Annotated in this window: 12 protein-coding genes and 1 pseudogene; 9 read left to right on the top strand and 4 right to left on the bottom strand. The window is 52.0% G+C overall.

Annotated elements, in window-relative coordinates; genetic code table 11:
* Nucleotides 1–8 precede the first annotated feature (8 nt).
* Complete coding sequence (locus NH344_RS14450; RefSeq protein ID WP_044630298.1) at nt 9–791, top strand: IclR family transcriptional regulator; 783 nt, start codon at nt 9–11, stop codon at nt 789–791.
* 196 nt (nt 792–987) lie between these two features.
* On the top strand, nt 988–1605 hold the full coding sequence (locus NH344_RS14445; RefSeq protein ID WP_044630299.1) for an XRE family transcriptional regulator: 618 nt from the start codon (nt 988–990) through the stop codon (nt 1603–1605).
* Between the two features lie 238 nt (nt 1606–1843).
* On the opposite strand, the gene NH344_RS14440 is transcribed toward NH344_RS14445, so the two are convergent.
* Nucleotides 1844–2263, bottom strand: coding sequence for a hypothetical protein (locus tag NH344_RS14440; protein WP_152621790.1), 420 nt, complete (start codon nt 2261–2263; stop codon nt 1844–1846).
* Nucleotides 2264–2602: 339 nt separating this feature from the next.
* On the opposite strand from NH344_RS14440, the gene NH344_RS14435 reads away from it, so the two are divergent.
* Together NH344_RS14435 and NH344_RS14430 are read left to right on the top strand one after the other, a co-directional pair.
* A complete protein-coding gene (locus NH344_RS14435) occupies nt 2603–4165 on the top strand; it encodes an ATP-binding protein (protein ID WP_044630301.1) in 1563 nt (520 codons plus the stop codon).
* 406 nt (nt 4166–4571) lie between these two features.
* Entirely contained in the window at nt 4572–5132 is a 561-nt protein-coding gene (locus NH344_RS14430; protein ID WP_205408452.1) for a reverse transcriptase domain-containing protein, read from the top strand.
* A gap of 761 nt (nt 5133–5893) precedes the next feature.
* Here the strand turns inward: NH344_RS14430 and NH344_RS14425 are convergent.
* Genes NH344_RS14425 through NH344_RS14415 form a run of 3 tightly spaced genes read right to left on the bottom strand, consistent with a single transcriptional unit; the run spans nt 5894 to nt 8590 of the window.
* The gene (locus NH344_RS14425; RefSeq protein WP_044630784.1) at nt 5894–6820 is read right to left on the bottom strand and encodes a carbon-nitrogen hydrolase family protein; all 927 of its coding nucleotides are present in this window, start codon (nt 6818–6820) and stop codon (nt 5894–5896) included.
* Nucleotides 6821–6827: 7 nt separating this feature from the next.
* Entirely contained in the window at nt 6828–8345 is a 1518-nt protein-coding gene (locus tag NH344_RS14420; RefSeq protein ID WP_044630785.1) for a sodium:solute symporter family protein, read from the bottom strand.
* Entirely contained in the window at nt 8342–8590 is a 249-nt protein-coding gene (locus NH344_RS14415) for a hypothetical protein (protein WP_044630786.1), read from the bottom strand. The genes NH344_RS14420 and NH344_RS14415 overlap by 4 nt, the downstream gene beginning before the upstream one ends.
* A gap of 259 nt (nt 8591–8849) precedes the next feature.
* Here NH344_RS14415 and NH344_RS14410 point away from each other — a divergent pair, with 259 nt between their 5' ends.
* From NH344_RS14410 to NH344_RS14390, 5 genes and pseudogenes are all read left to right on the top strand, one after another.
* A complete protein-coding gene (locus NH344_RS14410) occupies nt 8850–9551 on the top strand; it encodes an ATP-binding domain-containing protein (protein ID WP_044630787.1) in 702 nt (233 codons plus the stop codon).
* Between the two features lie 62 nt (nt 9552–9613).
* Entirely contained in the window at nt 9614–9751 is a 138-nt protein-coding gene (locus NH344_RS14405) for a hypothetical protein (RefSeq protein WP_161793472.1), read from the top strand.
* A 137-nt stretch (nt 9752–9888) separates the two neighbouring features.
* Nucleotides 9889–10230 carry a transposase gene (locus tag NH344_RS14400; RefSeq protein ID WP_074210939.1) on the top strand — a complete coding sequence of 114 codons (342 nt, stop codon included), beginning with the start codon at nt 9889–9891 and terminating at the stop codon, nt 10228–10230.
* A gap of 21 nt (nt 10231–10251) precedes the next feature.
* Entirely contained in the window at nt 10252–11145 is an 894-nt protein-coding gene (locus NH344_RS14395) for a LysR family transcriptional regulator (protein WP_253028063.1), read from the top strand.
* 106 nt (nt 11146–11251) lie between these two features.
* Nucleotides 11252–12000 (top strand): annotated as a pseudogene (locus NH344_RS14390) (IS1380 family transposase); the annotation flags it as partial.

The raw sequence follows: 12000 nt of genomic DNA, 5'->3' as shown, positions 1-12000 counted from the left end.
TAACACGTATGGCGAAACCATCCACTAAAGACAACGATTATACGGTTCCCGCGCTTTACCGGGGTCTCAGAATCCTCGAGTTGTTCAACAGCCAACAGCGTATTCTGACGACTCAGGATTTTGCTGATGCGCTAGAGGTCAGCACCTCGTCGATCTATCGTATTGTGACCACACTGACCGAGATGCACTATCTCGATAAAGTGGCCAAGAATACCTATCAGCTTGGCCCCCAGGTGATTTCCCACGGTTTCAGCTATCTGGCCAGCCGCGATATTGTCGATATCGTCATGCCGCATTTGAATGCACTGCGCAACCGCGTATCAATGTCCTGCCACCTCAGTGTGCGTGAAGGCCAAGATACTGTGTATATCTACCGCTCGTTTGCGTCTCAGCGGCTGTCGGTGAACATCCCGGTAGGCACCCGCATCGCTTGCCACAGTTGCGCCATGGGTCGCATTCTCCTCACCGCTCTGGACGAAACCGAGCTCGACGCGCTTTATCACCACGTGCGCCTGGACGGCTATCCTGCCCCCGCGCCGCGCACCTTGCCAGAGCTTAAACACACGATTGCCAATGACCGTGACGCAGGCTGGGTAATGCATCGCTCCGACCACGCCACGGCCATCGCCACCGGGCTAAAAGATTATCAGGGGCGGATTGTCGCGGCGATCAACATCTCAGGCCCCGACGCCATGCTGGACAGCGATGCCCATATCCACGAACTCAAGGAGCAATTACAGGCCACGGCTGAACGTATCTCTTTTGAACTGGGTAGTATAGGACGGTGCTAACGCGCCGATGGGCCATGCCTATCGACCGCCGGGGAGGTCGCAAATAGCTTTACTTTTGCGCTTATGCTTTCATGTCAATATTGTCTAACTTTTATATCACCTCGGGTGGCTGGCACTCCTGCCCCCGAGGGCGGCAACATAATGGTTTCAATATCAACAGGCGTCATGAACACCAAAATCATAAGCGAAGGCACTCATGAGCGAAAAGATCACCACTGATAAACAGGACACGCGCCTAAGTCTGGAACAGCACATCGCCAGGGCACTGAAGCGTAAACGGATTTCGCAGGGATACAAAATATCAGACGTCGCTCGTATCGCAGAGCTTAGTCAGGGCATGATCAGTAAAGTGGAAAATGCCCAAGTATCCACTAGTCTGGACACGCTGAGCCGCCTCTGCAATGCCATTGACCTGCCGATATCCAAACTTTTCAGCGATTTTGATCTTGGAGGGCGTGGTGCCCAGCACGTCAAGGCTGGCGAAGGCATGGAAGTTGTGCGCACTGGTACGGAAGTTGGCCACACCTATCAGTTATTGAGTTACCGCCAGGGACCAAATAAGCGATACGAACCGTTTTTGATCACCATGGACGATGCCAGCGAAGTCTTTCCCAACTTCTGCCATGCCGGGCACGAATTTATCTACCTGCTCGAAGGCAAGCTCGTTTACCGGCACGGGGAGCATTTCTATACCATGAACGCCGGCGACAGCCTGGCCTTTGATGCTGCTGTGCCGCACGGGCCCGAACAGCTGATAGAAGTTCCCATCAAGCTGCTCTCGATCATTCATTACGACAAAGAAGATCAAGGGTAAGCCGACCCGGCGGACAGGTCACCTTACGGTGTCACCCGCCAGAGCTCAGCCCAGTACCGCGACGAAATCGACATTAATTTTTAACGATGTGTCCAAATCAGGTTGACAGGTTCCGGCCCTACCAGGAGACCCTGGCGGGGCGGTTTCGCGTAAAGAAATTGTGTAAATTTTTCTATATGCAGAAAGGGGCTGCCTCCTTTTCATGTTCCCTATAAAACAGGCATTCACTACTTTGGGCTTACCCACTCACCTCCAAAGTGATACCGCACTGATTTTCTACTGAGGCCTTAACAGCCTCGTAGCATGCCTCCAATAAATATGGGCTTGGCTCCTGTCGCTCTGGAGCTTGGCCATAGAGAAAAACATCACCGATACCGATGTCTCTATAGTGCTCTCGTGCGTCAGCGATCAGATTTTCTTCATCAGCCTCAGGATCAGCATCCAGATAATCGTTTATCACCTCGCTCGGTATAGACCCATCGATTAGTGCGATCAATTTTCCTGGCGCCGGGTATTGTCCGTAGAATAGATGGCCTTGCGGGATATCAACTCTGAGGCGCCAACCAGGGACGTTTTGATCATCGAAGACTACTGTGAGATGGCAGGAATTGAACCTGCGACCTTCGGCTTCGGAGGCCGGTTTAAGCCGCACAAGCATCGCCCTTCCCTACCGTCAAAAAACCAATAAACAATATTTAAAACAACAAGTTAATTAACATGCCAATGCATTTCAAATCTTCTCTATCACACCCATTAACGCCATTCTGTGCCCTTCATTGTCAAAACGTTGGCACACACCGTGACTTTTCTGTGTCCTGTTTTCTACCAAATTTGACCTCTGGTCACCGCGCACTACGGACTCCTTTAATTGATTCGGCTACGCGTAGAACGCCAGCAGTACCTATGCAAAAAAACACAGTTCCATACGCGCCACCTGCCCTTATCGCCACCGTGCTAAACTGTCCTGTGTTTCATCGGTTCAGCATTGGAGGCCAGCATGCCAGCTGCTCATCGTCGTAAGCTGCCTATAGGCATTCAAACTTTTTCGGATATCCGAGAAGGCGGCTATTACTACGTCGACAAAACGCCGTTCATTGAAAAGCTGGCGAACCAAAACAAATACTATTTTCTCTCCCGCCCGCGTCGCTTTGGCAAAAGCCTGCTGCTAGATACCCTGGGCTGCCTATTTGAAGGCCGCGAAGCGCTATTTTACGGGTTATATATTCACGACAAGTGGGACTGGCAGCAGCGGTACCCGGTGGTGCGTTTAAGCTTTGGCAATGGTGTGGCGGCTGACAGAGAGGACCTAGATGCGAACATTCGATATCAGTTGCAGCAGCAGCGTGCACGTCTGCAGATTACGTCGACGCCTCCTAAGCGTATTGCGGACGACTTTGCTAGCTTGATTGAGCAAGCGCATCGTGTTCACGGTCAACGCGTAGTAGTGCTGATCGACGAGTACGATAAACCCATCCTTGATAATATTCCCGATAGCGATAGGGCGCGCGAACTGCGCGAAGGTCTGAAAAACCTCTATAGCGTGCTGAAAGATGCCGACCCCCACCTGCACTTTGTACTACTGACCGGCGTTTCCAAGTTCAGCAAAGTCAGCCTGTTTTCAGGGCTGAACAATCTGCGCGACATCACACTCTCATCTGACTATGCCGCTATCTGTGGCTATACCGACCACGATGTGGACACGGTGTTTGCGCCTGAACTGCCTGGGCTTGACCGTGACGAGATTCGCCGCTGGTACAACGGCTATCGCTGGGGCGGGCAAGACGTGCCCAGCGTTTACAACCCGTTTGATGTATTGCTCTTGTTAGAAGAGCGGAAATTCACCCCTTACTGGTTTGAAAGCGCTACCCCTACGTTTTTAGTAGAACTGCTAAAAAAACGCGGTGTGTTCACTCCTGCCTTGAGCCAACTGCAAACAGAAGCCGAATTGTTAGGCCGCTTTGATGTCGACCATATCGCCACCGAAGCGCTCTTGTTCCAAACGGGCTACCTGACCGCGCATGCTGTCGAGGAGCCAATGACCGGTTATTGGCTCTACACCTTGGGCTACCCCAACCTTGAGGTGGAAGCCAGCCTTAACCAAGCGCTTTTACCTGTGCTGGGTGTGCAAGCCCCCCCTCGGGAGCGGCTTACGCTGTTCCGTAACTTGCAAGCGCACGACCTCCAAGGCCTGGAAACCCACCTCAAAGCGCTTTATGCCGGCTTGCCACACGACTGGTACCGCAACAACCCCATTGCCCAATACGAAGGCCATTACGCCAGCGTGTTTTACAGCCACTTCGCCGCGCTGGGTGTGAATGTGACGGTGGAAGACGCCAGCCACCACGGCAAAGTGGATATGAGCATCGACTTTAACGGGCATGTTTACCTGTTTGAGTTCAAGGTGGTTGAACAACTGCCTAAAGGCAAAGCGATTGAGCAGATCAAAACCAAGGGCTATGCCGACAAGTATCGTGCTAGCGGCAAGCCTATTCACTTAGTAGGCGTAGAGTTTTCCAGCGCTCCACGGCAAATCGTAGCGTTTGACGTGGAGGCGCTGTAGTACGCTGCTGCTTATCATCGTCCACTACTTCTCTGCCCGTAATGGAAGGCAACACCAACCCGCCGAGCCGGCTTGGCGGCGAGGGATCTCCGGTGTCAGAGAGCAGGGCAGGTGCACACAGGGGGTTCCCAGGAACCTGAGAGGCCCGCCTTTCTCCCCCGAAAGGCAATGGCACAGGCACGGGGCTGCCTGCGGAGAAAGCTCTCGGTCTGACGCTGTCGTGCCTGGCGGCGACGGAAGCGAACAACAGGCACTCAGGGGGTACGGTCAGGTGACCATCAGGAGCCGACCGGAAGGAAAGGCAGGAGTCGGAGTCGCTCATAGTACCGACGAAGGCGGGGAACCGGCTCGATGGGACCCGTTGGAGGGAAGGGGCGACCAATCATCAGAACCGCAAGAGGGAAACATGGCAGGTGCACAGGAACCTGAGGTCATGTCCACGAAACAATTGCGGATAGCAGCGCTGGCAGAGCGCTTCCCGCAGCGTGCCTTCACGTCACTGGCGCACTATATCGATGCCCAGTGGCTAAAGACGGCCACCCTGATGACGCGCCGTGATGGTGCCGTCGGGATTGATGGCCAGACGGCGGACGACTTCGTGCGCGACTTCGAGGCCAACATCCAGCGGCTGCTGGAGGACGCCAAGAGCGGTCGTTACAAGGCGCCGCCGGTGCGACGCATCCACATTCCCAAGGGAGATGGGCGCAGCACACGGCCGATCGGTATCCCCACCTTCGAAGACAAGGTCCTGCAGCGTGCCGTGGTGGCCCTACTGGAGCCGCTCTACGAGCATGACTTTCTGGACTGCTCGTATGGCTTCCGGCTAGGTCGCTCAGCGCATCACGCCGTCAAGGCGGTGTGGGAAGGACTGTCGTCGATGAGCGGTGGCTGGGTCATTGATCTGGACATCAAAGCCTTCTTCGACACGATCGACCATCAGCACCTGCGAGACTTTCTGCAGCAATGAGTGAAGGACGGTGTGGTCCTCCGCCTGATCGGCAAATGGCTCAAGGCCGGGGTATTGGAAGCCGGGCAATGGCAGAAAGGGGAGGTGGGAAGCCCGCAAGGGGGCGTGATATCCCCGTTGTTGGCAAATATTTACCTGCACTTGATTTCCTGGGCTTCACCCACTACTGGGGGAAGTCACGCCACGGGCGCCTGATCATCAAGCGCAAGACGGCGAAGGACAGGTTTCGGCGCGGTCTCAAGCGAATTGCGCTCTGGTGCCGCTGGAGCCGACACTTGCCGATCCGAGAGCAGCATAGGCTGCTGAGGCGGAAGGTGCAGGGCCATTACGCCTACTACGGCATCCGGGGCAATATCCGAGCCCTCCAGCTGTTCCTCTACCGAGTACGGTTGGTGTGGGTGAAGTGGCTGAGACGCCGATCACAGCGAGCGTACTTCTCGTGGGCAAAGGCGGACCAGCTGTTCCAGCTGCTGCCTTTACCTGCTGCGCGGATCATGCAGCAGTGCTGAGCCTTCAGCGAAACTGATGATTGAGGAGCCGAGTGCGCTAATCGTGCATGCTCGGATCTGTGGGGGGCCGGATCGAGCAATCGCCCGGTCTACCCGACTCCAGTGAGAGGGGCAACGAAGCGTTTTTCCATGGTTCTGTCCGTGTCAGAAATCCTGGCATGGATATTACACAAAAACTTTAGATTAGGCACTTAACAGGGAGTCCTCTTCCTCAATATGAGAAGAAGGAAGAGGACTCCCTAAAACACACTCTTAGTAATGCACAGCTTTCTTTTCTTCTTTGTCCACATGAACAGAAAGGACATCTGGCCTTGAATAATGTCCAACCGGATCAAAATCCAACTTGCTTTTAACCAGAGTATCTCTGTCGATATCAGCGTAAATTATAGTATTTTCGTTATAAACGGGGCCCGAAATTATTTCGCCGAGCGGCCCAACAACCATACTACCGCCTCGCATCAAAACTTCTTCTGGGTTATCGCTAAGAGTACACCGATAATCCTCTTCAAAATCACCACGCTTTAAAAATTGACAGGAGCTAAGAACAAAGCACCGACCTTCCATAGCTATATGTTGCATTGTAGATACCCAGGTATCCCTATCATCAGCAGTAGGAGCGCAGTATATTTCAACACCCTGGCCATACATAGCAGCGCGCAAGGATGGCATATAATTTTCCCAACATATTACCGCACCTATTGCACCTAGATCACTCTCAACTACATCTAGCGTTGATCCGTCACCAAAACCCCAAACAAGTCTCTCGGATCCCGTTGGCATAAGCTTTCGCCTCTTACCAACAACCCCACTCTCCGGGTCGATGAAAACCACAGTACAATAAAGAGTACTTCCACCCTTCTCAATGATTCCCATCACCACAAAGATATTGTTTTCCCTTGCAGTAGAGACAATATCGTCTATCTCAGCCCCATCAATTTCAACTGCGCCATCATAATACTTAAGGTAGTCCCTCCTCCCTTCAGGGTGTCGTTTTCCGACTGGTGAGTCAAAGGTTAGGCCTTTGGGGTAGGTGCCTAAAAATGCCTCCGGAAACACCACCAACTCAGCTCCATTACTCGCTGCTTCTTCGATTAGGCGACAAGCTTTTCTGGCTGTTTTTTCAGCATCAAAAGGGATACTAGAATCTTGCACTACTGCAGCTTTCAATTTATCTTTCATAAAAACCTCAAGCCTTTTTCTCGTCTGAATAAACCACTTGCTCAGCGTTATCTCTCATATATTCGTTGAACATATCATGGAAATCTTTCACTGAAGACTCAGGAACCTTTCTGGTTACTTTGCTTACAGCGACCGTTACAATTATATTGACCATAATTCCCGCAATGCCTGGTCCAACAGGAATGTCTATTTGGGTAATTGCTATGAGAGCCATAACAACAACCCCTAGAACCAAGCCAAGAAACGCTCCTGCTTCCGTGACCGATTTAAAATACAGCATGCCTAAAGCCGAAGGCACAAGCTGAAGACCAAGACCGAACCCTAAAGAAGCAATTGGAACCAAAAACCCTGCACCGCTTGGAAGCATTGCAAGCACAAATATTATTACCGTAAGAGATAGGACTACAACTCTTGTAACCCAAGTGACCCTCTTACTTGTCATATCCTCCTTTGTCAAAGTATCTACAATATCTTCAGCAACTAGGCTCGCTGAGGAAAGAAGCTGGCTATTAATAGTGGAAATTGCTGCTGCAAGAATACCTGCCACAACAAAAGCGCCCAAAACAGGAAAATGAAAATTGAATATTTGCGGAAGGATCGTATCGCTATTGTCCATATTTACGCCAGGAGCAACTCCAGGAATAACTGCCGCCATACCAACCACAAGGGGAATAATAGCCATCATCCATGAATTCCAGAAAGGTGTGGCCATAGCCACTTTTCCAAGAACTTTAGCTGATGAAGCAGAATAAAACTTTTGCCACATATGGGGAAGGACCCAAGCACCAAATCCCAGCCCAAGCCACAGCTCCAACATTCCAAGAGGGTTTCCTGAAACCACGTTAAGTTCAGGCTTATACTGTGATACCTGATTAAACAACTCAGTTCCACCAGAAATATTTAATACGTACAATGCTGTAAATATCAAAATAGATGCAAAAAACACACCCATGAAAGAGTCGGTCCATGCAGTACCTTTAAAGCCAGCCCACAGAACAATAACGCCCACCATCACCGATGTAACGGTGACTCCAACAATGTATGGAATTGCACCATCTGTAAGGGTTTCAAGTGCTCTAGCCCCACCGATAACCTGTATAAGCATTACAGGTACTAAAGCAGCTATTCCGACTAAAGCAACTGAAATTCTAAGCCTGTTGCTCTTGTAATAATGATTAATCATTTGACCCGGAGTTATAAACCCATATTTTTTCCCTGCCAACCAAATCCTAGCCCCGAACAACCATATGAAAATCGCATGAAAAATTGTCCAAACAGCAAAACCCGCAAACCAAACTCCAGATCTATAATATGCGCCGAATGCACCTAAAAGAGTCCAGGTTGAAAAATACGTAGCTCCCATCGACAAAACCAGAACTATCGTCCCTATTCCACGACCACCAATGATAAAGTTTTCTGACGAACTTCCGTAAGATTTCTGCGGGCTCCTTTTAGAAAGATATGACACCAGTATGAAAGCCAAAATAAACGCGACCAATATTGCAGCCGTCAGTGCATTATTCATTTCACCCCCTCCTCATGCAGAGGCTTTTCTTCAAGCTTTCTAATAAAAGGCTTAAAATAAAGGGGATAAGTAAGAATGACGCAAATCGTAAGCACTACGTTGGATGCAATCATCACAGCCAAAGGCTGTGGCAATCCCATCACCATGGAAGCTGAATTAAAAATTCCAAAATATGGAAGCCATGTTACCAATAGCGCAGCCAACACAACTGACCACAATAGCTTCCTTTTACTTTTTGTACTCATTATTAATCCTTCATCAAGTGGATGTGAATTTAACAAAGATCATTCTGAGAGTAGTCGGTAGAAAGCGTTAATAAAAATAGAAAAATCAGAACGGTCTGTTGCCATAAAGCGCACACCCTCAAGAGTTAGTCGGGTAGACTGGGCGATTGCTCGACCCGGCCCCCCCACAGATCCGAGCATGCACGATTAGCGCACTCGGCTCCTCAATACCCAGGAGGAACGTAAGCACAGCCGCTACTACGAGAAAGGCGCGGTGATCGTGCCAGAGCGCGACTATGCCGTGGGCCTCAAGCGCGGGGAGCTGTACCGCGTCATGGACACCGGCCCCGGCAACCGCCTGACGGTCAAGGCGGAGAATGGCGAGGTCATGAGTTTTTCGCCTGCGCGTTGCACCAAGCTATCGGTCTATGCGGTGGAAAAGGCCGAGTTGTCTCCCGGCGATCATGTGCGAATCAGCCGCAATGTGGCCGAGCGTGACCTTGGCACCCATGAGCGCTACCGCGTCAAGGCAGTGCAGCCCGAGAGCGTCCTGATCGAGAACGGCCAGGGCAAGGTGGTGAAGCTGGACAACAAGCAGCCGCTCCCCATGACCTACGGTTATGCCACCACCGTTCACAGTTCGCAGGGGCTTACCGCTGACCGGGTGTTTGCCAACCTCGATTCCAAATCGCACGCCACGGTCAAGGAGGTCTATTACGTGGCCATGTCCCGCGCCCGGCATGAGGCCCAGGTGTATACCGACAGCACCAAGTCGCTGCCTGATGCCATCCGCCGCAGCACCGACAAGAGTACGGCCCTGGAGCTCAAGCAGCTTTGCCAGCATGGCAAAGAGGTCAAGCAGCCCGAGCATGACAAGGTAGTGCCGGGCGATAGCCAGGGACAGAAAGGCATCGAGCATCACCAGCAACCAGCGAACAGGGAGCGCTCCCAGCGTAGCCATGAGCGCGCCATGGGGCGATAAGTCTACCCAAAGCGCGTAAGCGCCCCTTCACCCTCCCTGGAGGCTGCGCAGAACGTCTATCCATGCCACACCACGCCCCCATCGAGATCATCCATGAGCCCGTCGACCCGCTGGGCAAGCAGGGGAAGGGAGTGCGCTCCGCCCATTTCCGCCTGTCCGACCTCGGGCCGTTGGCCATCGAGGGCATGGACACCCGGTAATCCCCCCCGAAAAATAATCGCGGAGATATGTGGAATTTTGTACTCTGAAGAGCCTGGAAAACGAGAATCTGACACCTAAGCAACTGGCGGCGCTCCAGGAACTGCTCGCCGATCAGAGCGCCACGTCCGATTCCTGAGTGATCAAGGAGAAGCTGAGCTGGATCCAGAAGGCGCCGACGCCACGCGCGGCTCGATGGCGCATCACGAACTACCTCAAGGTCATGAAGGTGGCAGTCTCGGAGAAGCCATTGCTGAAGCCGATGGCAAAAGCCCTGGCGACGTTGGAGCGTCACGCCGATGCGGTGGTCAGGCGTTGGATTTCGGGACTGACGAACGCACGACTGGAAGGCATGAACGGTCTGTTTCAGGCGGCTCGGTCACGCGCACGGGGTTACCGGAACAAGGCCAACTTCATCGCCATGATCTACCTGATTGGTAGCCCGGTGGGCCGCCTGTTCGACCAGGCCAAATCCACATAAAGTGACGAAGAACCGAAAAAAATGCACATAACTACATACAAATATTTTTTAACAGTATCCAAAGTCGGATCAGTCCGAAAAGCAGCCGATATTCTTCATATTAGCCCCTCTGCGATTAGCAGACAGATATCCTGTCTAGAGCATAACTTCAAGGCGAAACTAATTGACAGGCTAGCATCAGGAATACAGCTTACAGAGGAAGGAAAAATATTAGCGCACCATATGGAAAAAACAATTAGAGAAATAGAAATTGCAAGATCAAGAATTGACGAAATGAATGGAACATTTTCTGGAACTATTCATTATGCCACAATTGAAGGTGTCACTAAAGAGTTGCTTTTTCCCCGCATCAAGGAATTTAAAAACTCTCATGAAAATGTAAGATTTAGTGGTAAAATACTAGGGAGTGACTCTGTTTATGACACCATTCGATCTGGCGAAATTGACTTTGGGATTGTAATGGACACAAAAATCCCAAGTGATATTGAGGCCATAAAATACTTTGATACTAGACTATCCGTTGTTGCACCAAAAAGTCACCCGCTGGCTACAAAAAAGGCAATTGGCTTAAGCGAGCTTGAAGGCCATGAGATAACAATATTAAACCATAAATTCTTAACACGTCAGATAATTGAAGTCGCAACAAAAGGGCTTGGAATAGAACTAAATATTAGATTCGAGCTAGATAGCATTGAAATGATAAAGCATTACATAGAGGGCTCTAATGGAGTTACAATATTGCCCCATTTTTGCGTGGTGGAAAAAGACCATTCTGCCAATCTTAAGTCAATAAAAATCAATGAAGACGAGATGCTAAAATGCTTTACGATAATCTGCAAGAAACCTGGCCGCCATTTAATAAGAGCGGCAAGCTGCTTCATTGATGAAATTTGCCAATTTGGAACTTTAGCGTAAACCCGCCTTATTCATGAGGCCGGCCTGAAAACGAAGATAGCGGATGGTATTCTCTTGAGAAATCAGAACGTTCCGGCAAGAACCTGAACCAAGAGAGCCATCCGCTATGGGTGAAAGCCTATCCACCTGGACGCCCTCGTGCAACTGCTCTGTCCGTGTCGAGCTGAGCGGCCAGCGCACCACCAGCGACAGCGGCGCTTTGCTGCTGCGTGAAGCCCTCGACAACAGCGGCGTGATCGAGGCGCTGGAAGACAACCTGGTCGACCTCCGCAATCCGCTACGCGTCCGCCACTCACTGGCCAGTCAGCTGCGTACCCTGGTGCTGCAGCGTGCCATGGGCTGGATCGATCTCAGCGATACCGACACGCTGCGCCGTGACCCGCTCTGGCAGTTGGCCTGCAGCGACGCGCGCGGGACGACGCCCCTGGCCCAGGACCGGCCGTCGCAAGCCACGCTGTCGCGGCTGCTGAGCTGCCTCGGGCGCAACGACAATATCGATGCTGTGCACGAAGGCCTGCTGCGGCTGGTGGTCTGGCGGCTGACGTCGCTGAAGAACGGGGAGCGACCCAAGCAGCTGACGCTGGACATCGACGGCCTGCCGATCGAGGTCCATGGCCACCAGGGCGGCTCGGCCTATCATGGCCTTTACGGAGCCCGCATCTACTCGCCGCTGGTCGCCTCGCTGGCCGAAACCGGCGATATGGTCGGCGGGCTACTGCGAGAGGGTAAACGCCGGCCCGGCAGAGAACGCCGATACGTGGATCCCGCACCTGGTGAAGCGGCTCAACGAGAGCACCGGGGCACAGGTTCGTGTGCGCATCGACGCCGGATTCACCGACAACGACACGCTGGAAG

This window comes from Halomonas sp. Ps84H-12 (genome assembly GCF_024124725.1).
GTDB lineage: Bacteria > Pseudomonadota > Gammaproteobacteria > Pseudomonadales > Halomonadaceae > Vreelandella > Vreelandella aquamarina.
The sequence above is the reverse complement of the archived record's forward strand: the minus strand, read 5'-3'. Positions and strand labels throughout refer to the sequence as shown.

Coding starts and splice junctions, on each gene's coding strand:
- NH344_RS14450 (WP_044630298.1), top strand. CDS start 9: ATGGCGAAACCATCCACTAAAGACAACGATTATACGGTTCCCGCGCTT.
- NH344_RS14445 (WP_044630299.1), top strand. CDS start 988: ATGAGCGAAAAGATCACCACTGATAAACAGGACACGCGCCTAAGTCTG.
- NH344_RS14440 (WP_152621790.1), bottom strand. CDS start 2,263: ATGCTTGTGCGGCTTAAACCGGCCTCCGAAGCCGAAGGTCGCAGGTTC.
- NH344_RS14435 (WP_044630301.1), top strand. CDS start 2,603: ATGCCAGCTGCTCATCGTCGTAAGCTGCCTATAGGCATTCAAACTTTT.
- NH344_RS14430 (WP_205408452.1), top strand. CDS start 4,572: ATGGCAGGTGCACAGGAACCTGAGGTCATGTCCACGAAACAATTGCGG.
- NH344_RS14425 (WP_044630784.1), bottom strand. CDS start 6,820: ATGAAAGATAAATTGAAAGCTGCAGTAGTGCAAGATTCTAGTATCCCT.
- NH344_RS14420 (WP_044630785.1), bottom strand. CDS start 8,345: ATGAATAATGCACTGACGGCTGCAATATTGGTCGCGTTTATTTTGGCT.
- NH344_RS14415 (WP_044630786.1), bottom strand. CDS start 8,590: ATGAGTACAAAAAGTAAAAGGAAGCTATTGTGGTCAGTTGTGTTGGCT.
- NH344_RS14405 (WP_161793472.1), top strand. CDS start 9,614: ATGCCACACCACGCCCCCATCGAGATCATCCATGAGCCCGTCGACCCG.
- NH344_RS14395 (WP_253028063.1), top strand. CDS start 10,252: ATGCACATAACTACATACAAATATTTTTTAACAGTATCCAAAGTCGGA.